Consider the following 20,660-nt stretch of genomic DNA (forward strand, 5'->3'; position numbering starts at 1 on the left):
GGCCAGGTATGTCGATCGAAGCGTGAGCGCATAAGGAGCGCAAGTCTAAATGGCGGAAATGATTCCAGCTGTACCAGTGAACTACGAGCCTTTTAAGGTGCCAGCAGGCACTGCCGTAGGCGCAGCAATGCGGGAGCTCGAGCTTCCAAACAAGGGCCCAGAGGCAGTCGTCGTCGTACGCGGCGCCGATGGAGCTCTCTACGATCTCTCGCATACGCCGACTGCCGACGCCGAATTCACCCCAGTTGCAGCAAGCGAGGAGGACGGCCGCGCTGTAATCCGTCACTCCACTGCACACGTGATGGCACAGGCAGTTCAGGCTGAGTTCCCGGGTACCAAGCTGGGTATCGGTCCGGCCATTGAAAACGGCTTCTACTTCGACTTCCAGACCGCCGAGCCTTTCACGCCGGAGGATTTGAAGAAGATCGAAAAGCGCATGAAGAAGATCATCAAGACTGGTCAGCGCTTTGAACGCCGCGTGTACTCCTCCAACGAGGAAGCAGAGGCAGCACTTACTGAAGAGCCATTCAAGCTGGAGCTCATTCAGGACAAGGGCAACGTTGACCCAGACTCCGATGAGGCAGCAGAGGTTGGCGCAGGCGATCTGACGCACTACGACAACATCAACCCGCGCACCGGCGAGGTGGAGTGGTTCGATCTCTGCCGTGGTCCGCATCTGCCAACCACCAAGTACATTCCGGCGTTTACCTTGACCCGTTCCTCGGCTGCTTATTGGCGCGGTGACCAGTCCAAGGCTGGTCTGCAGCGCATCTACGGCACCGCTTTCGAGTCCAAGGAGGCGCTTGAGGCCTACCAGCACATGATTGCGGAGGCAGAAAAGCGTGACCACCGCCGTCTGGGCCAGGAGCTTGACCTTTTCTCCTTCCCGGATGAGATTGGCTCCGGCTTCCCGGTCTTCCACCCGAACGGCGCCATCGTGCGTATGGAGATGGAAGAGCACTCCCGCCGCCGTCACATCGAGGATGGATACTCCTTCGTCTCCACCCCGCACCTGACCAAGGGAGACTTGTTCAAGAAGTCTGGCCACCTGGACTTCTACGCGGACGGCATGTTCCCGGCCATGGCTTTGGACGGCGAGTATGACGAGGACGGTAACTGCACCAAGCAGCCGCAGGATTACTACGCGAAGCCGATGAACTGCCCGATGCACAACCTCATCTTCGCTTCCCGTGGCCGTTCTTACCGCGAGCTGCCGCTGCGTCTGTTCGAGTTCGGTACTGTCTACCGCTACGAGAAGTCCGGCGTTATCCACGGCCTGACCCGCGCTCGTGGCTTTACCCAGGATGACTCCCACATCTACTGCACCCCGGAGCAGCTGGAAGAAGAGCTGACCAAGGTTTTGGACTTCATCATTTCCTTGTTGAAGGACTACGGCCTGGATGACTTCTACCTGGAGCTTTCCACCAAGGATCCGAACAAGTATGTCGGTACCGACGAGATCTGGGAGCGTTCTACTTCCATCCTGCAGTCGGTGGCTGAAAAGTCCGGCCTGGACCTGGTTCCGGATCCTGCAGGTGCTGCCTTCTACGGCCCGAAGATCTCCGTGCAGGCGCGCGATGCCATCGGCCGTACCTGGCAGATGTCTACCGTGCAGCTGGACTTCAACCTGCCGGAGCGCTTCGAGCTCGAGTACACCGCATCCGACGGCACCAAGCAGCGCCCGATCATGATTCACCGCGCGCTGTTCGGCTCCATCGAGCGCTTCTTCGGCGTGCTGCTGGAGCACTACGCCGGCGCATTCCCAGCATGGCTGGCTCCGCACCAGGTAGTTGGCATCCCGGTTGCAGACGAGTTCTCCCCGCACTTGGAGGAGATCGCTGCGAAGCTGCGCAAGCGCGGCATCCGTGCCGACGTGGATACCTCTGACGACCGCATGCAGAAGAAGATCCGCAATCACACCACCGGCAAGGTGCCTTTCATGCTGCTCGCCGGCGAGCGCGACGTCGACGCAAATGCCGTCTCTTTCCGCTTCCTCGACGGTTCGCAGGTCAACGGCGTGCCGGTGGATGAGGCTATCGAGCTCATTGCTGCATGGATTGCTGAGCGCATCAACGAGCAGCCGAACGAAGAGTTGATCAGTGCACGACGCTAACGAGCAATACGTCGATTCCGGGGCAGGGGAACCAGACCGCCTTGAGCGGCTGTGGGCTCCCTACCGGATGGCGTATATCTCGAAGCGTTCGAAGGACCCCTTCGTTGAGGCTCCCAAAGGCAGCGATGAGGACGGGCTAATCATTGCCCGCGGCGAGTATGTCTACGCTTTGCTGAACCTTTTTCCCTATAACTCGGGACATTTAATGGTGGTGCCTTATCGCAAGGAATCCCAGCTGGAGAACTTGACTCTAGAGGAATCCCACGAGCTGATGGCCTTCGCACAGAAGGCGGTACGTGTTTTAAAGCGCGTGTCCAAACCGGAAGCAATCAACGTGGGCTTCAACCTGGGCAAGGCGTCTGGCGGTTCCGTGGGAGATCACTTACATTTGCATGTGGTTCCCCGGTGGGCCGGTGACAGCAACTTTATGACTGTCTTGGAGGGCACTAAAGTGTTGCCTCAGTTATTACAAGAGACTCGCGCCCTTTTGGCCCAAGGCTGGCGGGAGATCGATGAGGAGGATTCCAATGCTTAGCGTTCACGGGCGAAAGCCAGCGGCAGTCGTCGTGGAACCCGTGGCAAAGCTGTTTCTGAAGATGGGGCTGACCCCCAACGTGGTCACCATCGTCGGCACTCTTGTCACCATTGCTATCGCAGTCGTCTGCATTCCTCTGGATCACCTGTTCGCGGCAGCAGTGCTCTCTGGTCTCTTTGCGGCCTTTGACATGCTCGACGGCACGATGGCCCGCATGACCACGGGCGGGTCCAAGTTTGGCGCGACTCTCGACGCCTCCTGTGATCGCATCACCGACGGCGCCCTGTTTTCTGCCATCTTGTACTGGCTGGTTTACGTCGATAACGCTCGCCCCATCCACGTGGTGGCCTGCCTCATCGTGCTGGTTTCTTCGCAGGTCATTTCCTATATCAAGGCCCGCGGCGAGGCTTCTGGCTTCAAGATGGTCGGCGGTCTGATCGAGCGCCCAGAGCGCCTCATCATCGGCCTGGCCGGTATTGGCTTGGAGGGCTTGGGTGTTCCCGACGCCATCGAGATCGCCCTGTGGATCCTTGTATTCGGTTCCATCTTTACCGTCATTCAGCGCATGGTCCAGGCTGCCCGCCAGGACACGAAGGCCCGTTTCACCCCAGACCTTTAAGGATTAATGCCTATGGCTCTTCTTCCTGGATTAGACCGTGAGCAGCTGTCTGCCGCCGGCTACTTAGCCGGTTGGCGGCTGGTGCGTTTGTTGCCGGAGAAGTGGGCCAAGCGCCTTTTTGACTGGGGCGCAGACCGCGCCAGCGATGATGGCCGCGGCATGGAGCAACTGCGCCAAAACTTAGCGCGCGTGGTGGGCCCAGAAAACGTCACGCGCGAGTTGGTGCGCAATTCGATGCGTTCCTATATGCGCTACTGGCGGGAGGCATTCTGCCTGCCGTCGATCCATCAGGATCCGGATCTGCACGCCAAGCTGCTTTCCGGTTTGCAGGGCTTAGAGAACTTCGACGAGTCCATGGCCCGCGGCAAAGGCGTCATCTTGGCGCTTCCGCACACTGGCAACTGGGACATGGCCGGGGTGTTTCTGGTAGGCCACTATGGCCAATTCACAACGGTTGCAGAAAGGCTCAAGCCGGAGGTGCTTTTCGACGCCTTCGTGGACTTCCGTGAGTCCCTAGGCTTTGAGGTCATCGCCCTGACCGGAGAGAAGACCTCACCTTTTGGCCGGCTCCAGGAAGTCTTGGAAGCCGGTGGCGTTGTCTGCCTGGTGGCCGAGCGCGACCTCACTCGTACTGGTGTCACGGTCGACTTCATGGGCGAGGAAGCCAACATGGCTGCCGGCCCAGCCCGCCTGGCCATGGAAACCGGGGCGGCATTGCACGTGGTCCACTCCTGGTTCGAGGATGAAGGCTGGGGCCTTTCCGTCAGCCCGCAGGTGGAAGTCACCAATGTGCAGGAGACTACCCAACGCCTAGCCGATGGCTTCGCCGCGAACATCAAGGCCCACCCGGCGGACTGGCATATGCTGCAGCCGCAGTGGAATGTAGACGTTAAACGCCGCGCGGCCGAACGCGCCGCACGCCCCGCAGCCAAGGACAAACGTACGTCCCAAGAAAAGCTCGAAGATGACGGTAAAAAGTAAGGAAGTAGGCAGTAGTGCGTATCGGAATCGTATGCCCGTATTCCTTTGATGAGCCAGGCGGCGTGCAGGCCCACATCTTGGATTTGGCCACCGTCTTTATCGAGCAAGGCCATCACGTGGAGGTCCTTGGCCCAGCAGCGCCGGAGACACAGCTGCCGAGCTTTGTTATGAAAGGCGGGCGCGCCATTCCGATTACCTACAACGGCTCCGTGGCCCGCTTGTCCGTAGGCCCGCAGGTAAAGCGCAACGCCAAGAAGTTTATCGAACGCGGCAACTTCGACGTGCTGCACATCCATGAGCCGAACTCGCCGAGCTACTCCATGGTTGCGTTGGCACAAGCCAAAGGTCCCATCGTGGCGACCTATCACGCCTCGGCTTCTAGCTCGCTCGTGTTGAAGCTGGCCAAGCCTTTCCTCACACCAATTCTGGAGAAGGTGCGCGGCGGCATTGCCGTCTCAGAGATGGCCCGCCGCTGGCAGGTGGAACAACTCGGCGGCGACCCAGTACTTATTCCGAATGGCGTGGATACCTCCGTGTATGCGGCTGCCCGCAAGCGCGTCGCTGCGCAACCAGACCAAGAAGGGCAGCCAGGGCAATCCGGGCAGAAGGTGCCCGAGATTGTGTTCTTGGGGCGTCTCGACGAGCCACGCAAGGGCCTGGATATTTTGCTGGAGGCTCTCACGATGGTGGACACGGACGTCAAGGTCACCGTCATGGGCGGCGGCCGCCCGCGTGAGGTTGAGGGCGTGGATTTCGTTGGCCGCGTGAGCGATGTGGAAAAGGCGGAGATCCTCGGCCGCGCTGATATCTATGTCGCGCCTAACACCGGCGGCGAAAGCTTCGGCATCGTCCTGGTAGAGGCGATGGCTGCAGGTTGCGCGGTGGTAGCTTCCGATCTTGAAGCCTTTGCCGCCGTATGCGACGCCGATTCTGAAACCCCAGCCGGTGCGTTGTTCCGCAACGAGGATGCCCGCGATCTCGCGCGGGTGCTCAACCTTGTCCTGCAGGACAAAGATAAGCGCAATGCTTTAATTGAAGCCGGTACCGAGCGCGCTCGCAACTACGATTGGGACCATGTGGCCGCTGCCGTGATGCAGGTTTATGAGACTGTGCAGGACGGAACTAAGGTCCGCACCAAGTAGAAGCGGGCGTTGCCGCCCTTTACCCACATCAGATTTAAGAGCAGGAAAAGACTATGGCAGTAGAACTGGTTATCGCGATCGTCGCGCTCGTGCTCATCTTGATGTGGGCCTATTTCACCGCGCAGCGTTTGAACTCCCTGCACATCCGCACGGATGCGGCTTTGGCGCAGCTGGAGGCCACCCTTGACCGCCGCGCCGCAGTCGTCGCAGCGCTAGCGCCTGAGCTGGAGGAGGTTGCCTCCCGCGCGGAGTCGAGCGAGCTTACCCAGGGCCATTTTGAGACGCGTTCGGCCCACGAGCGGGAGCTGTCTATCGCGGTCAACGAGCGCTTTGCCGAGCGCCCCGCATTGCTTGCCGACGCCGAGGGGCGCATCCACCTTGCTCATCGCTTCTACAACGAAGCGGTCAGCGATACCCGCTCGCTACGCCTACGCCCCCTTGTGCGCATGTTCCGCCTGGGCGGCACGGCACCGCTGCCGGAGTTCTTCGAGCTCAGTCAGCTGCGGATCACTGAGTAGTTCCTGCTACTGAGCTGTTTGCTTGGTAGAGCTAGTGTTTTCGCGCTTGAGCTCCAAGCGCAGCCAAGACAAAGCAAGGCCTGTCATCACGAGGATGAGCACGTTGCGCGCCAGCAGCAAGAAAGCAGGGAAGAGGCCGTCGCGGCCCGCGTAGAGTACCGCGTCATAGTTGAACGGGTAGACCAGTGTGCCCAGTGCCGCCGCAGCAAGCGTGCACAGTGCGAGGTTGCGCAGCACTTTGCCTACTTTTTCGTCGATATGTTGATGTGCAACCGATGAGGCACGCGGCCAGGCATGCTTGAGCGCTATCGCCAAGATCGGGCCGAGCCAGATGATGTACTGGGTGGAAAAGACCTTGTTGCTGATAAAAAGCAGGCAGATCATCGTGATGAAAAAGGCCAGCGTGCTGCGCGCACCCCAGTTGCCGTTGCGGAAGCGCATGAGTGCGAAGCCGATAGCGAAAAACAGCATCGCCAAGGTCAAAACGTTGCTAAGAACTAACAGCGCGCTAACCCAAGGGCCGGTGATTTCAAAACTCTTGGAGGCAGCGTAGCCGATGGACCAAGTGTCCGGGAAAAGATGCGAGGCAAATACCGGAAGTGTTGCAGGTATCGATTCCACCTGTAGTCCCCGTACTCCCTGGTAGCGCAGCGGGGAAATGAGGCGCTCGACGTCATTGAAGGTGATGACGAGCAGGCAGATGCCCACGATGGAAGCGAAGAACGCGCTAAGGCGCTGCCAAGTCGCACGGGCATTGAAGCGGCCAACCAGGCCTGCGGCGAGCACGCCCGGCCACAGCTTCATCGTGGTGGCAAGGCCAAGCAACGCCGCTGCAAGCCGCGAGTTGCGGCCAAGAAGCATTCCTGCGGCAGCAACTGCCAGAGCCGGAAAAATATCGAGGCGCCAGACAAAGACCTGACCCACTGCGGTTCCAAAGATAACCCAAAACCATGCGGCGACGAAGGCCTGCGGCTTGCGGCGCCAGCCGTGAAGCAAGACCATGAGGAAAGCGGCGTCGACAAGCAGGCACAGCCCTGTAAAAATACCGGTAAAGCTGGTCTGATTCGGGCCGCTCAACCAGCCGACGAGAATTGAAGGCCACGTGCCAGGGTGCGGGTACTCGGTCATATCCGAGGAGTTTGTCCCAAAACGCTCGGAGAAGTAATAGGAAATATCTCCTAGCGGGACGTTGTTCCATTGCAGCAGTCCGATGAGGATAAGCCGGAAACAAATCCAGCCAGTCCAAACTGCTGGAACGGAACGAAAAATTTTCACCTAAGTAATGCTATTAGATGTTCGACTCGATAGTGGATTCGACATCGACGGGTGGCCCGAGCATCAGCAGAACGCCAAAGACCAGCGCAATGATTACGACGAACACGCTCAGAGTGCGCACTGGGAAGCGCACTACCTGGGCCAAAAGCTGCTCGGCAAGGCCGTGCGGCTGCTCAGAATCGCTAAAGCGCCAATGCGGCAGGAACTTATCGTGCTTGTCCGCCCATAGCGCAAACGGGAGTGCGGCAAAAGGTATGACCGAAACGATAAGCCCCAACATGCCCAGGCCAAAGGACCACTTGTTATTGATCCACACCATGACGCCCACGACGATGAAGCAGAGGAAACCAAAACCGTGGATACCGCCAGCGATAGGAGTTAGAGCCTCCGTCACGCCGGAGTACTTCAGAACCATAGAAAAAATAAGAAATGCCCACGTGAACATCTCCAGGTAGGCAACGACGCGGTGCAGGCGAGCAGGGCGTAAAAAAGACATGCGGCATATCCTACGCGCTAGCCCGGCGCACAGGTAAAGTTGACAGGGTTGCATGTGAAGAGCGCACGTTAAGGTTGCGCGTTGAGCAAAGAGGGGAGTCCCGCGTAGGTAATGGCTAAGGTGTGCGAGGTTATTGATCTAGCGCCGCTGAACGAAAAGGCTCAGGGTGATGTCTTTTCCGTGCCCATGGTTCCGTCCCAGATTGCGCGCACCTTTGGCGGGCAGGTGGTGGCCCAGGCGCTCGCTGCAGCCCAGCACACCGTTGAAGGAAAGCTCGTGCATTCCTTGCATGGCTACTTCGTGGGCCCAGGTGATGCCGCCGCGCCTGCGCGTGCCGAGGTAGAGCGCGTGCGGGACGGCCGTTCCTTTGCTACCCGTCAGGTGCGCATCTTTCAAGACGATCGCCTGATTTTCATGCTCAACGCGGGTTTCCACATCGCCGATGACTTTGGTCCTGAGCACCAGGACGCCATGCCGGAGGTTATGGGCCCGGAGGAGGCGGCCGCCGCCGGCGGTGGTGCTCCTTATTCCACCCGCATCATCCTGCGCGAGTGGGAAGACTGGGATATCCGTTTGGTCCCGCAGGAAAGCCGTGACCCTGAACTTGCCGAAGCCACAGGCGCTGGGTTCCGCTACGTGTGGTTCCGCAATACCTCGCAAGAATTTGCGGCGTCAGAAAGCAGCCAGGATGCCCACCGTGCGGCACTTGCCTATATGTCTGACATGACCTTAATCCGTGCTTCTCTGCTGCCACACCAAGGCGAGCAAGTACAGCTTGCCAGCCTGGATCACTCGATCTGGTTCCTGCGTCCAGTGCGTGTTAATGAGTGGTTGCTGTATGCGCAGGAATCACCATCCGCGCAGAATGCGACCGGTCTGGCCACCGGAAAGATCTTTAACCAAGGCGGGGATTTGGTTGCCGTGGTGGTCCAGGAAGGGCTTACCCGAACCGTGCGCGAGGGCATGCAGGTAGGCTCGCACAACGGCAATTGGCAAAACGTCTAGAAAAATATTCACTCAAACGCCGGAAAACGGTGGGGGCTGTTTTCAGCTACTCTACGCCCGTCCGTATAATTGCAGGCAGTTTCATAGAGCCACAATGAAAGGGATGAAATGTCCGGACACTCCAAATGGGCTACTACCAAGCACAAGAAGGCTGCTAACGATGCCAAGCGTGGCAAGGAATTTGCCAAGCTGATTAAGAACATCGAGGTCGCGGCCCGCACCGGTGGTGGCGATCCGGCTGCTAACCCGACTCTCGATGACATGATTAAGAAGGCCAAGAAGGCCTCCGTGCCGAACGACAACATCGAGCGCGCCCGCAAGCGCGGCTCCGGCGAAGAGGCCGGCGGTGCCGACTGGGAGACCATCATGTACGAGGGCTACGGCCCGAACGGTGTGGCAATGCTCATCGAGTGCCTTACCGATAACCGCAACCGTGCAGCCACCGATGTTCGCACCGCAATGTCCAAGAACGGCGGCAACCTCGGCGAGTCCGGTTCCGTTGCCTACATGTTCTCCCGCACCGGCATTGTTTTGGTCAACAAGGGCGAGCTGACCGAGGATGACGTCCTGATGGCAGTTCTGGAAGCAGGCGCTGAAGAGGTTAACGACCTGGGCGAGAAGTTCGAAGTTGTCTGCCAGCCGGGCGATATCCCGGCAGTTAAGGAAGCCCTGGTTGAGGCTGGCATCGAGGTCGACGACAATGAGACCGACTTCCGCGCATCCGTTGAGGTTCCGCTGGGTGCCGCTGATGCTCGTAAGATCTTCCGCCTCATCGACGCGCTGGAAGAATCCGATGACGTGCAGAACGTCTACACCAACATGGATCTTTCTGAAGAGGTTCTGGCCGAGCTCGAGCAGGACTAGCATTTAGCCAGGCTCTGCCACTTCGCACCGCGCCTTATTCTCCGCCTCGCGTAGGCGATAAGGAGAAAAGGCGCGGTTGCTCGTTTTAACCCCGCTCCATTTTTAGAACATGTGTGTGTATGATGTGGGAGGATCTTTTTCCTGAACTTCGCTCGGATTCCAAATCCAACTACCCACAGAAAGGCTTGCCGTGAACCTTGAAGGCTTGCGCGTCATGGGCATTGACCCAGGGCTTACCCGCTGTGGCCTTTCGGTAGTCCAGGCTGGGCGCGGTCGCGCGGTGATTCCCGTGGCAGTCGGCGTGGCGCGTACGCCGAGCGATAAAGAGCTAACCGAGCGTCTGCTGCGTCTTTCGGTGGCAGTTAAAGAGTGGATGGATGATTACCGTCCCGATGTGGTCGCTATCGAGCGCGTCTTCGAACGCGGCGAGGTCTCCACCGTCATGCAGACCGCCCATGTGGTTGGGGTAGTGGTGCTTGCTGCTGCTGAGCGCAACATCCCAGTGCACATGTACACCCCGTCTGAGGTAAAGAAAGCCATCTCCGGCAATGGCCGCGCCGATAAGAAGCAGATGACGGTAATGATTACCCGTATCCTTGGCTTGAGTGAAGCACCCAAGCCTGCCGACGCCGCCGATGCCCTAGCGCTTGCCGTATGCCACTGTTGGCGCGCACCCGCTTTGGCCCGCGTGGGGGAGAGCACCGGCTCTTGGCCTAAGACCAGCGGCGTGAAGGGCCGGGCCAATAAGCCGCGGACATCGTCTGGTACGTAGCCGGGGTGCCGGCCAGCATGACGCTATCCAGACTCGCACTGCTTTACTTACTGTTTCATCGCTTTAGATTTCATCCCGTCAAATAAAGGAGCCCCACCCACATGATTGCCTCGCTACGCGGAACCGTGTTGACCATCGGCCTTGACCACGCTGTCATCGAATGTGCGGGCGTGGGGTATAAGTTTCTCGCCACCCCAGTAACTCTCGGAACCCTGCGTCGCGGGGAGGAAGCTACCGTGCTTACCTCCATGGTGGTCAAGGAAGACTCCATGACTTTGTATGGTTTCGGCAACGATGAAGACCGCGAGATGTTTCACGTGCTGCAGTCCGTCTCCGGCTTGGGGCCAAAGCTGGCAGTAGCGGCGCTGTCCGTGATGGGAGCGGGGCAGTTGGCAGCGGCAATCTCTAGCGGTGACGCAAAGACACTGCAGTCTATTCCTGGAGTGGGCAAGCGCATGGCAGAACGCCTAGCGCTAGAGCTGAAGGACAAGGTCAGCGTCTTTGCCCCCCAAGCAGGAGCCGGCGAAGTTACAACGGGTACTTCCGCTGTGGCCCATGCACCGGTAGTCGAGCAGGTCGTGGAAGCGCTCGTTGGACTGGGCTTTAGCGATAAGGCGGCGCGGCCCGTCGTGGAATCTATTGTGGAGGCAGATCCGGCAGCCGAGACTTCCACCGTCTTGCGCGGTGCACTGGCACAATTGGGACGCAAGAAGTAACTTTCGCAGTTCATATTCGCTTTGAGTCTTAACCCCCGCCCGACTATCTAAATTAAGTGAGAATGCATGTCCGATGTAGAACGCACTGAGTTTCAGCTCCCTGAGGGGCTAGCTGACCCGAGCGCGCCGCAGCGCAACCTCGACGTTGATGCGAGCGAGCAGGTGGGCGAGCACGACATTGAGCGTTCCTTGCGTCCGAAGTCCATTGAGGAATTCATCGGCCAGCCCAAAGTGCGCGAACAGCTCTCACTGGTGTTGAAGGGTGCTAAGAACCGTGGGGTAACTCCAGACCACGTGTTGCTCTCGGGCCCGCCTGGCCTGGGTAAGACCACCATGGCGATGATCATTGCGCAGGAACTCGGCACGTCATTGCGCATGACCTCCGGCCCAGCGCTGGAGCGTGCCGGTGACCTGGCTGCCATGCTGTCTAACCTGATGGAGGGTGACGTCCTATTCATCGATGAGATCCACCGCATCGCACGTCCGGCAGAAGAAATGCTGTACATGGCAATGGAGGATTTCCGCATCGATGTCATCGTGGGCAAGGGCCCTGGTGCTACTTCCATCCCGTTGGAGATTCCGCCTTTTACCTTGGTGGGCGCTACCACCCGCGCCGGCATGCTGACCGGCCCGCTGCGTGACCGCTTTGGTTTCACTGCGCAGATGGAGTACTACGACACTGCTGACCTGACACGAGTAATCACCCGTGCAGCAAAGATTTTGGACGTTTCCATCGATGAAGATGCTGCCGTAGAGATCGGTTCTCGCTCGCGCGGTACGCCGCGTATTGCGAACCGCCTGCTGCGCCGCGTGCGTGACTTTGCAGAGGTCAACGGTGACGGCCACATTGACCTCGCCGCAGCACAGGGCGCGCTGGCCGTCTTCGACGTCGATGAAAAGGGCCTGGACCGCCTCGACCGCGCGGTGCTGGAAGCACTCATCAAGGGCCACGGCGGCGGCCCGGTTGGTGTCAACACCCTCGCAGTAGCGGTGGGTGAGGAGCCTTCCACAGTGGAGGAGGTCTGCGAGCCGTACCTCGTGCGCGCCGGCATGGTTGCCCGCACTGGCCGGGGCCGCGTGGCTACCGCAGCCGCCTGGCGCCATATTGGATTGGAACCGCCCGAGGGTACGTTGGGCGAGGCGCTGTTTTAGAAGCCGCGTCGCGGCGTTTTGGCAGCCGCTAGATGTGGATTTCTGGCACACTGTCCTGTTATGGAATACGCTTTTCTACTCGTTATTGCCCTCCTTATTATCCTGCCTAGCTTCATGACTATGCGGAAGCAGAAGGAGCACCAGAACAAGCTGCGCAATCTCCAGGAGAACCTCGCCCCTGGGCAGGAAGTTATTACTGCGGGCGGCATGCACGGCACTGTGGTTGCCACCACCGAACGCGATGTGCAGCTACAGATTGCCCAAGGCGTTGTCGCAACCTTCGACAAGATGGCCATCGTGCGCACCGTTGAAACCGAGCAGCCTGGCGAGGCCCCCGACGTCGACAATGCACGCGTTGCGGATGGGACCACTGAGCCTGTTGAGTCTGCTGAGGATTCGCAGCGTTAGCTGCTGTTGTAGCGCTGGTCACACTCAGTGCTACAGCTGAGATCCCGTTGAGTTAATGGCCCGTCCATGACGTATCATGAGGGATCGTGCTCGTGCGCCAGTAAAACATTGGCCGCACGAATTATTCACTTTTAATTTGTTAAACCCTGTTTCTAGTTGCACAGGAGAACTTCTTGTCCGCAAAAAATCGTGGCGCATTGCGCAACAAAAACAGGCAGTGGCCCAAGCGCGCCATGGCCTTGTTTGCGCTAATCGTCGTTGCTATTTACGCCCTTATTTTCCTAACCGGCCCGCGCGAGGCTTCGACGAAGCTCGGCATCGACTTGCAGGGCGGTACCCGCGTGACCCTCGTGCCGCAGGGAGAGGAACCGACGCCGGATCAGCTCAAGCAGGCACGCGACATCCTTGAACAGCGCGTCAACGGTATGGGCGTTTCTGGCTCCGAGGTGGTTATTAACGGATCCACCCTCGTTATCACCGTCCCTGGCGAGGACGCCTCCCAGGCACAGGCAGTGGGCCAGACCTCCCAGCTTCTGTTCCGCCCTGTTGCGCAGCAGCCGATGCCGGATATGTCCAAGCTGGAAGACACCTTGCAGGATATGGCTAACCGCTGGGTGGAATACCGCGTTATCACCCCTGAGCAGGCCAATGAATCCCTGAAGAAGGTCAACGATGCAATCCAGCAGGGCGCAGAGCAGGCTGGCAACAAGGATGCTAAGAAATCCGAGGCACCGAAGGTCACCGCTAAGCCAAAGGAAGAGCCTTCCAACTCGCTTGAAAAGGCAGACTTCCGCGATGAGATGACTAAGATGCTGCTCAAGGACCGCCAGTCTGAAGACGCCACGACTATCTCCGCGGCTTCCGCACTGATGCGTTGCGACGCCGATACCGATCCGCTCGCCGGCACCGACGATTCAGCCAAGCAGTTCGTGGCTTGTGACTTTGCTGATAAGACGCCGTACATTCTGGCGCCGTCCCCGCTTCTCGAGGGCATTAAGGATCCAAACGGCACTCGCCTGACCGGTAACGAGATCGACACCAACAAGCCGATCAATGGTGGGCTGAACCCACAGACTGGCCAGATGGAAATCAGCTTCGCGTTCAAGGACGGCGATGGCCCGAACGGCTCCGAGACGTGGTCCAAGCTGACCCAGGAGAACCTGCAGAAGCAGGTTGCCATCACCCTTGACTCCGCGGTTATCTCCGCACCTGTCATCCAGGGCGCAACCCCGGTTGGTTCTGCTACCTCCATCACCGGCGACTTCTCCCAGGAAGAAGCAAGTAGCCTGGCTAATAACCTGAAGTACGGCGCACTGCCGCTTTCCTTTACCGGTTCCAACGGCGAGCCTGGCGGCACCGTCGAGACTGTTCCGCCATCACTGGGCAAGGCAGCTTTGAAGGCGGGCCTTATCGCCGGCATCGTCGGCTTCCTCCTCGTGGCTGCATACTCCCTGTACTACTTCCGCGCACTTGCTGGCGTTTCCCTTATCACCCTGGTTGCCTCCGGCATCCTGACCTACGGCGCCCTGGTTCTGCTGGGCCGCTGGATTGGTTACTCCCTGGATCTTTCCGGCGTCGCTGGTCTGGTCATCGGTGTGGGTGCCACGGCTGACTCCTTCGTGGTCTACTACGAGCGCATCAAGGATGAGCTGCTCGAGGGCCGCTCCTTCCGTTCCGCCGCCACCAAGGCCTGGGAGCGATCGCGTGCCACCATCGTCACAGGTAACGCCGTGACGCTCATCGGCGCCGTCATCGTCTACTTCCTTTCCATCGGTGAGGTTAAGGGCTTCGCCTTCACCATGGGCCTTACCACTGCCTTCGACTTGGTTGTTTCCTTCCTCGTTATGGCGCCGCTTATGCAGCTCATCGGCGGCAAGCCTGCGGCTGCGAAGCCCGCAATGAATGGTCTCGGCGGCATCTACGCGCTCGTCGAGGAGCGCCGCGCCCGCGGCTACTACGCAAAGACCCCGGCGGCAGGAAAATCCGATGCGTCCCGCCTGTCCGAGGAGGAGAAGTAAGCATGACCTCTAGCGTTAAGTCCCACAAAATTTCCAAGCTGGACCGCCTCTACGAGGACGAGGGCGGATTCGATTTCATTGGCCGTTCCAAGACCTGGTACGCCATCACCGCAGCCCTCGTGGTTGCCGCCGTCTTGGCCATCGCCATTCGCGGCTTCAGCCTTTCCCTCGACTTCGAGGGCGGCACCAAGCTCAACATGCCTGCAGGCGACCTCGTGGCCGAGCAGGTAGGAGACACCTTCGAGGAAGCAACCGGCATCGAGCCGGAGGTGGTGCAGATCGTCGGTGCTGGCGATTCCCGCACCCTCGAAATCACCACCGAGCGCCTTTCCCAGGAGCAGGTCGACACTGCCCGCCAGGCGATCTTTGAAAAGTACGAGCCGAAGGACGAATCCGGCGAGGCCACTCCGGATGCGATCGGCTCCTCCACGGTTTCTGAGTCCTGGGGATCTTCAATCACCGAGCGCATGTTGCTGGCCATGCTCGTATTCTTGGTCGCCGCCACCATCTACGTGGCAGTGCGCTTGCAGCGCGACATGGCTTTCGCCGCCATTTTGGCGCTGATTCTCGACGGCGTGATCATCGCCGGCATCTACGCCTTGTTCGGCTTGGAGGTTTCCCCGGCCGTCATCATCGGTCTGCTGACCGTTCTGACCTTCTCCATCTATGACTCTGTCATCGTCTTCGACAAGGTCAACGAAAACACCGAAGGCTTTGAGGGGCAGCGCAAGCGCACCTACGGCGAGCTGGCCAACCTGGCTACGAACCAGACCGTCATGCGTTCGATTTCCACCTCGATCATTTCCGTGCTGCCAATCATCGCGCTGTTTGTTATCGCGGTCTGGCTCATGGGCATCGGCACCCTGCGCGATCTCGCGCTTATCCAGCTGATCGGCGTTATCGAGGGCATTTTCTCCTCGCTCTTCCTTGCTACTCCATTGCTGGTTACCTTGGCTAACCGCCGCAAGGCAGTAAAGAAGCACAATGCGGCCGTTAAGGCCTTCCGCGCCGAGCACGGCGAGGATGCCACCGAAGAAGACACAACTGAGGCGGCTAAGGGTTCACGAACCGTGGCTTCGCCGCAGCGTGCGGCAACGGCGGATAAGGCGGCGTCGCCAAGCACTGGCGATGACACCCCGCGTAACCTGGATACGCCGGGCAGCGCTGGCGCAAGCTGGCGCCCGGGCCGTTAAGCACAACGGGGCGAAAGGGAGCGAGTACTACCGTGGTAAACACACCACAGAACGAGCGTCATTGGAGCAAGCGAGCTGCGATGGCGCTCCTCGCCGTTGTCGGGCTAAGCGCAACAGCGTGTTCGAATGGACCGGGCGAGGATTCCGCTGGGCAAGCCAAGGATTCTGGCTCTCACTCCACGGACTTTTTCGGTTACATGGTCAATACCCGCCTGGCCACCACCAATGCGGGAACGTCCTTTGGTAACGCTGCGAATGCGGCCCAGCTGTCGAGCCGCCTATACCCAGGCATCTACATGCCGGGCCCATCGGGGCAGATGATTCCAAACTCGGACTTGGTGCAGACCGAGGAGATACCGGCCAGCCCGGAGAACCCATATAAGCAGGTCAATTTCACCTTGTCGGAGCAGGCAACCTTCTCCGACGGCGTTCCGGTGACCTGCGATGACTACCTGTTGGCATATACCGCTGGCGTCATGCCAGCCGAGTTTGGTTCGCACATGCCGCTTACTAGCGAGATCGCGCATTTTGATTGCGCACCCAACGCGAAGAAGTTCACCATCACCTTCAACAAGGACCAAGGCGATAGGTGGCGTTACCTCTTTGGCCCGGGCACCGTCATGCCGGCGCATGCCGTGGCTAAGAAGGCCGGGATGAACCTAGAAGAGCTCAACGCGGCGCTGTCCACGCAGGATCCTGCGTCCTTACAACAGGTCGCCGAGACCTGGCGCTACGGTTTCTCCACGACAGCCGAGGACTTTGATCCCGCGCTGCAGGTTTCCTTTGGCCCCTTCGTCGTGGATAAGGTCGGGGAGTCCGGCGAGGTCATCCTGCGCGCCAATGAGGAATACTTTGGTGATCAGCCCTCTACTGACAGGGTTGTGGTGTGGCCAAATACCGCAGATGCCAAGGCGCTGCGGGAGTCTGGTAACCTGCGCGTCGTCGACGCAGGCTCCGCTAAGCCGAAGTGGCTGCCGGCCGCCGACGAGGAAAGCCCCTATGAGGTTGAGCCCACCGTCGGCGGGTTGACCGATGCGTTGACGCTGTCGCAGGCTGGCGTTTTTCAGGAGCCGTGGGCGCGTCAAGCCTTCGCGGCCTGCATCGACCAGTCCCGCCTGGCCAAGGTCAGTTCGGACATCTCCGGCGTGGACGTGCCGCCGGTCTACACACGCACCCTGCGTCACTCCGACCCGGTAGGCACACACCTTAGCGATATCGCGGATGCGCACAAGAAGGCGGACATGACCAAGGCCTCGGAACTTTCGGGCAATACCATCAAGATTGGCTACTTAGGCCCCGATGAGCGCTATGCCGCGATGGTGGAGGAAATTAAGTCCATGTGCGAGCCGGCCGGCATCACCATCGAGGACCAGTCCGCCGAGTACATGTCCCAGCATTACCTCGAGATGGATCCGGTTACATGGACGCCTACCATCGACGTCTTCTTGGGTCCTGTCGATCCAATGAGCGAGTACACCACGCCCGATGCCGATATCTCGAATCTGAAGGAGATTCGAGGCGCGGAGGAAAAGCTCTGGGAGGATGTGCCTTCCATTCCGGTGGCAGCACAGCCGCGCGTGTTCATCGTGGATCGCAACGTCAAGGGAGTAGTGCCTTACACTGGCAGCGCGGGCATTGGCTGGAACATGGACCGCTGGGCCGTGAGCGCTTCCGCGAGCTAGTGCGCAGACCTTTCCACTTAACACTGATTTTTAATAAGGATTTTTAGACCGTGAGTGAAGTTTATTCAGACGCTGCACGTGCACTGGCGGAAAAAGTCCGCCTAGTGAAGGACTTCCCGGAGGAGGGCATCCTCTTTGAGGATCTCACGCCCGTGCTAGCCGACGCCGATGCTTTCCAAGCCGTCGTCGATGGCCTTGCGCAGGCTTGTAAGGACCTGGGCGCCGACATGATCGGCGGCCTGGATGCCCGCGGATTCCTGCTGGGGTCAGCCGTGGCCTATAAGCTGGGCCTGGGAATTCTGGCCATCCGCAAGAAAGGCAAGCTGCCGCCACCAGTACTGACCCAGGAATACACCCTAGAGTACGGCTCCGCGGCGCTGGAGATTCCGGCCGATGGCGTGGACATCAAGGGCAAACGTGTCGTGCTTGTCGACGACGTGCTGGCAACCGGTGGCACCCTCTACGGCGCGAAGTTGCTTTTGGAGTCCGCGGGTGCGGAAGTTGCCGGAAACGTCGTGGTGCTAGAGGTCAATGGCTTAGCCGGCCGCGAGCGATTGGCAGATGTTCCGCTGGTAGTGCTCAATCAGGCGGGCGCGACCGGCTAGAATGATGTGGCTAAGGCCATACTAGGGCCATACTAGGGCCATACTAGGCCAAACACATCACCCCCATGACCTATGAGGAGGGCGACGCCGTGACCACTGAGAAGTCGACAAAGCGCCCTAATGGCGGCATGCGCAGCATGTCCGCCCGTTTAGCGCGGTCTTTGACCGGCGGAAGGGTAAGGATCAACCCGGTTTTGGACCCACTTATGTCCATTCACCGGCAGTTTCACCCCAAGGCCGATGCAGAAGTGCTCAACAACGCTTATGACACTGCTGAGCGCCTCCACGAGGGGGTGTTCCGTAAGTCGGGGGAGCCGTACATTACGCATCCGCTGGCGGTGGCCACGATTGCCGCGGAGATCGGCATGGACACCACCACCATCGTTGCGGCGCTGCTGCATGACACGGTGGAAGATACCGACTACTCGTTGGATGACCTCACGCGCGACTTCGGCCCGGAGGTTGCCCGGCTTGTCGACGGCGTGACGAAGCTGGACAAGGTCGCCTTGGGCGCCGCCGCGGAGGCGGAGACGATCCGCAAGATGATCGTGGCCATGGCTACTGACCCGCGCGTGCTGGTTATCAAGGTCGCCGACCGCCTGCACAATATGCGCACCATGCGCTTTTTGCCGCCAGAGAAGCAGGCAAAGAAGGCGCGCCAGACCCTAGACGTCATCGCGCCGCTGGCGCACCGCCTCGGCATGGCGAACGTGAAGTGGGAGCTGGAAGACCTTTCCTTTGCCATCTTGTACCCGAAGAAGTACGACGAGATTGTACGCATGGTGGCAGATCGCGCGCCTTCGCGCGATCGCGCCCTTAAGGAGATCCAGAAGCAGGTTGGTGCGGCGCTGCGTGAAAACGGCATTCAGGCCGAGGTCATGGGCCGCCCGAAGCACTATTGGTCCATTTATCAGAAGATGATGGTCCGTGGCCGCGACTTTGCGGAGATCTTCGACCTCCTGGGCATCCGCATCTTGGTCGATGACGTCAACTCGTGCTACGCCGCCATCGGCGTGGTCCACGCGCTCTACCAAGCGCTGCCGGGCCGGTTTAAGGACTATATTTCCTCCCCGCGCTTCGGCGTCTACCAGTCGCTGCACACCACGGTGATTGCAGAAGGCGGCTCCACCCTGGAAGTTCAGGTGCGTACGCACGAGATGCATTACAACGCCGAGTTTGGTGTGGCCGCGCACTGGCGTTACAAGGAGAAAAAGGGCAAGAACGGCGCCGGCGATGCCGAAGTCGACCAGATGGCGTGGATGCGCCAGCTGCTGGATTGGCAGAAGGAAGCTGCAGACCCGAACGAGTTCTTAGACTCGCTGCGCTATGACCTGACCACCAAGCAGATCTTTGCTTTCACGCCCAAGGGCGATGTGGTGACTCTGCCAGCGGGGTCCACGCCGGTGGACTTTGCCTATGCCGTCCACACTGAGGTGGGGCACCGCTGCATCGGTGCGAAGGTCAACGGCAAGCTGGTGGCGTTGGAATCCCAGCTAAAGTCCGGCGACAAGGTAGAGATCTTTACCTCGAAGGATCAGAATGCCGGTCCTTCGCGTGATTGGCAGGAGTTCCTAGTATCGCCGCGCGCGAAGGCGAAGGTGCGCCAGTGGTTTGCCAAGGAGCGCCGCGAAGAGCACCTAGAGGCCGGCCGCGACGCTTTGGCCGCGGAAATCCAGCGCGGAGGCTTGCCGATGCACCGCCTGTTCACCGCATCCTCGATGCGCCAAGTGGCAGAGCAGTTGCACTTTGACGACGTCGATTCGCTCTACACGGCAATCGGCGCGGGCCACGTCTCGGCCCAGCACGTGGCTAACCAGTTGATGTCGCTCTTCGGCGACCAAGACGATGCCGCTGAGGCACTGGCGTCACGTACTTCGCTCACGGAGTTGGAGAACTCCCGTACTCAACGCACCACCGATTCCGAGAAGGGAACCGGCATCCTAGTGGAGGGTAGCCCCGACGTCATGGCTAAGCTGGCGCGCTGCTGCCAGCCCGTGCCTGGTGACGCCATCTTCGGATTCGTCACCCGTGGCGGCGGCGTTTCGGTTCACCGTGCAGATTGCACCAATGCCGAAAAGCTCAAGCAGGAACCAGAGCGCATGATGAAGGTGGAGTGGTCCTCCGGCAAGGGCGCCGCCGGCGAGTTTGCTGCGAGCGTCCAGCTCGAGGCCATCGACCGCCAGGGCCTGCTGGCTGAGCTGACCGGCGTGTTCAGTGAGCAGAAGCTCAACGTGTTGTCCATGAGCTCCAATCGCGGTGATGACCACATCGCCACGATGCGCTTTACCTTCTCCATCTCGGATACCAAGCAGCTGGGCCAGCTTATGACCACGCTGCGCAACACCGAGGGCGTCTTCGACGTCTACCGCGTAACGGCCTAGAAGGTAAAGCCCAGACCGTGACGGCGGGACGCCGTCACCCTCACCCAACCTAGGGTGAGGGTTTCTTAATGCCATATAGCTGGCGGTTTGCGGGCAGGTGAACTTTCCGGGCATGCCCGGTAAAACGCCAGGTAAAAGCATTTATGTGGGCTGCGAAGGTGCCTTAAAGCGACTATAAACAAGAC

The 20,660-nt window shown here is 59.6% G+C and carries 19 protein-coding genes; 17 read left to right on the forward strand and 2 right to left on the reverse strand.

The annotated features are described in order from the left end of the window. Positions 1 to 49: 49 nt before the first annotated feature. The 6 genes from thrS to WM42_RS12430 are packed head-to-tail and all read left to right on the forward strand — an operon-like array spanning position 50 to position 5,908. A complete protein-coding gene (gene thrS / locus WM42_RS12405) occupies positions 50 to 2,113 on the forward strand; it encodes a threonine--tRNA ligase (RefSeq protein ID WP_062038780.1) in 2,064 nt (687 codons plus the stop codon). Beyond that, complete coding sequence (locus WM42_RS12410; RefSeq protein WP_061922834.1) at positions 2,100 to 2,648, forward strand: HIT family protein; 549 nt, start codon at positions 2,100 to 2,102, stop codon at positions 2,646 to 2,648. The genes thrS and WM42_RS12410 overlap by 14 nt, the downstream gene beginning before the upstream one ends. Beyond that, positions 2,641 to 3,267, forward strand: a complete 627-nt coding sequence (gene pgsA, locus WM42_RS12415) for a phosphatidylinositol phosphate synthase (protein WP_061922830.1) — start codon at positions 2,641 to 2,643, stop codon at positions 3,265 to 3,267. The genes WM42_RS12410 and pgsA overlap by 8 nt, the downstream gene beginning before the upstream one ends. A gap of 12 nt (positions 3,268 to 3,279) precedes the next feature. After that, positions 3,280 to 4,248 carry a phosphatidylinositol mannoside acyltransferase gene (locus tag WM42_RS12420; protein ID WP_145915069.1) on the forward strand — a complete coding sequence of 323 codons (969 nt, stop codon included), beginning with the start codon at positions 3,280 to 3,282 and terminating at the stop codon, positions 4,246 to 4,248. A 14-nt stretch (positions 4,249 to 4,262) separates the two neighbouring features. Continuing rightward, a complete protein-coding gene (locus tag WM42_RS12425) occupies positions 4,263 to 5,390 on the forward strand; it encodes a glycosyltransferase family 4 protein (protein WP_062038786.1) in 1,128 nt (375 codons plus the stop codon). Positions 5,391 to 5,443: 53 nt separating this feature from the next. Further along, entirely contained in the window at positions 5,444 to 5,908 is a 465-nt protein-coding gene (locus WM42_RS12430; protein ID WP_062038788.1) for a hypothetical protein, read from the forward strand. Between the two features lie 6 nt (positions 5,909 to 5,914). Here WM42_RS12430 and WM42_RS12435 read toward each other — a convergent pair whose 3' ends face one another. Then, positions 5,915 to 7,183, reverse strand: a complete 1,269-nt coding sequence (locus WM42_RS12435) for a hypothetical protein (RefSeq protein ID WP_062038791.1) — start codon at positions 7,181 to 7,183, stop codon at positions 5,915 to 5,917. 13 nt (positions 7,184 to 7,196) lie between these two features. Continuing rightward, positions 7,197 to 7,679, reverse strand: coding sequence for a DUF3817 domain-containing protein (locus WM42_RS12440; protein WP_062038794.1), 483 nt, complete (start codon positions 7,677 to 7,679; stop codon positions 7,197 to 7,199). A gap of 111 nt (positions 7,680 to 7,790) precedes the next feature. On the opposite strand from WM42_RS12440, the gene WM42_RS12445 reads away from it, so the two are divergent. The 11 genes from WM42_RS12445 to WM42_RS12495 all read left to right on the forward strand — a co-directional run bounded on the left by WM42_RS12445 (position 7,791) and on the right by WM42_RS12495 (position 20,475). Next, positions 7,791 to 8,684 carry an acyl-CoA thioesterase gene (locus tag WM42_RS12445; protein ID WP_062038797.1) on the forward strand — a complete coding sequence of 298 codons (894 nt, stop codon included), beginning with the start codon at positions 7,791 to 7,793 and terminating at the stop codon, positions 8,682 to 8,684. 108 nt (positions 8,685 to 8,792) lie between these two features. Beyond that, entirely contained in the window at positions 8,793 to 9,548 is a 756-nt protein-coding gene (locus WM42_RS12450) for a YebC/PmpR family DNA-binding transcriptional regulator (protein WP_062038800.1), read from the forward strand. Positions 9,549 to 9,738: 190 nt separating this feature from the next. Beyond that, complete coding sequence (gene ruvC / locus WM42_RS12455; RefSeq protein WP_061922809.1) at positions 9,739 to 10,320, forward strand: crossover junction endodeoxyribonuclease RuvC; 582 nt, start codon at positions 9,739 to 9,741, stop codon at positions 10,318 to 10,320. A gap of 101 nt (positions 10,321 to 10,421) precedes the next feature. Continuing rightward, positions 10,422 to 11,036: a Holliday junction branch migration protein RuvA gene (gene ruvA / locus WM42_RS12460; RefSeq protein WP_062038802.1), complete on the forward strand. Its 615-nt coding sequence runs from the start codon at positions 10,422 to 10,424 to the stop codon at positions 11,034 to 11,036. Positions 11,037 to 11,102: 66 nt separating this feature from the next. Next, positions 11,103 to 12,188, forward strand: coding sequence for a Holliday junction branch migration DNA helicase RuvB (gene ruvB, locus WM42_RS12465; protein WP_062038805.1), 1,086 nt, complete (start codon positions 11,103 to 11,105; stop codon positions 12,186 to 12,188). Between the two features lie 60 nt (positions 12,189 to 12,248). Further along, positions 12,249 to 12,596 carry a preprotein translocase subunit YajC gene (yajC, locus tag WM42_RS12470; protein ID WP_082787706.1) on the forward strand — a complete coding sequence of 116 codons (348 nt, stop codon included), beginning with the start codon at positions 12,249 to 12,251 and terminating at the stop codon, positions 12,594 to 12,596. Between the two features lie 233 nt (positions 12,597 to 12,829). Continuing rightward, positions 12,830 to 14,614: a protein translocase subunit SecD gene (secD, locus tag WM42_RS12475; RefSeq protein ID WP_201057473.1), complete on the forward strand. Its 1,785-nt coding sequence runs from the start codon at positions 12,830 to 12,832 to the stop codon at positions 14,612 to 14,614. 2 nt (positions 14,615 to 14,616) lie between these two features. Further along, positions 14,617 to 15,807: a protein translocase subunit SecF gene (gene secF, locus WM42_RS12480; protein ID WP_062038812.1), complete on the forward strand. Its 1,191-nt coding sequence runs from the start codon at positions 14,617 to 14,619 to the stop codon at positions 15,805 to 15,807. 32 nt (positions 15,808 to 15,839) lie between these two features. Continuing rightward, entirely contained in the window at positions 15,840 to 17,489 is a 1,650-nt protein-coding gene (locus tag WM42_RS12485; RefSeq protein WP_235591272.1) for an ABC transporter substrate-binding protein, read from the forward strand. 50 nt (positions 17,490 to 17,539) lie between these two features. Continuing rightward, on the forward strand, positions 17,540 to 18,094 hold the full coding sequence (locus tag WM42_RS12490) for an adenine phosphoribosyltransferase (RefSeq protein WP_062038815.1): 555 nt from the start codon (positions 17,540 to 17,542) through the stop codon (positions 18,092 to 18,094). Positions 18,095 to 18,159: 65 nt separating this feature from the next. Then, the gene (locus tag WM42_RS12495) at positions 18,160 to 20,475 is read left to right on the forward strand and encodes a RelA/SpoT family protein (RefSeq protein ID WP_371326210.1); all 2,316 of its coding nucleotides are present in this window, start codon (positions 18,160 to 18,162) and stop codon (positions 20,473 to 20,475) included. Positions 20,476 to 20,660: the final 185 nt, after the last annotated feature.

The sequence above is a fragment of the Corynebacterium simulans genome, from assembly GCF_001586215.1.
Classification (GTDB): domain Bacteria; phylum Actinomycetota; class Actinomycetes; order Mycobacteriales; family Mycobacteriaceae; genus Corynebacterium; species Corynebacterium simulans.

Coding starts and splice junctions, on each gene's coding strand:
- ruvA (WP_062038802.1), top strand. CDS start 10,422: ATGATTGCCTCGCTACGCGGAACCGTGTTGACCATCGGCCTTGACCAC.
- WM42_RS12495 (WP_371326210.1), top strand. CDS start 18,160: ATGACCTATGAGGAGGGCGACGCCGTGACCACTGAGAAGTCGACAAAG.
- WM42_RS12440 (WP_062038794.1), bottom strand. CDS start 7,679: ATGTCTTTTTTACGCCCTGCTCGCCTGCACCGCGTCGTTGCCTACCTG.
- WM42_RS12430 (WP_062038788.1), top strand. CDS start 5,444: ATGGCAGTAGAACTGGTTATCGCGATCGTCGCGCTCGTGCTCATCTTG.
- pgsA (WP_061922830.1), top strand. CDS start 2,641: ATGCTTAGCGTTCACGGGCGAAAGCCAGCGGCAGTCGTCGTGGAACCC.
- ruvB (WP_062038805.1), top strand. CDS start 11,103: ATGTCCGATGTAGAACGCACTGAGTTTCAGCTCCCTGAGGGGCTAGCT.
- WM42_RS12450 (WP_062038800.1), top strand. CDS start 8,793: ATGTCCGGACACTCCAAATGGGCTACTACCAAGCACAAGAAGGCTGCT.
- yajC (WP_082787706.1), top strand. CDS start 12,249: ATGGAATACGCTTTTCTACTCGTTATTGCCCTCCTTATTATCCTGCCT.
- WM42_RS12445 (WP_062038797.1), top strand. CDS start 7,791: ATGGCTAAGGTGTGCGAGGTTATTGATCTAGCGCCGCTGAACGAAAAG.
- WM42_RS12420 (WP_145915069.1), top strand. CDS start 3,280: ATGGCTCTTCTTCCTGGATTAGACCGTGAGCAGCTGTCTGCCGCCGGC.
- secD (WP_201057473.1), top strand. CDS start 12,830: ATGGCCTTGTTTGCGCTAATCGTCGTTGCTATTTACGCCCTTATTTTC.
- thrS (WP_062038780.1), top strand. CDS start 50: ATGGCGGAAATGATTCCAGCTGTACCAGTGAACTACGAGCCTTTTAAG.
- secF (WP_062038812.1), top strand. CDS start 14,617: ATGACCTCTAGCGTTAAGTCCCACAAAATTTCCAAGCTGGACCGCCTC.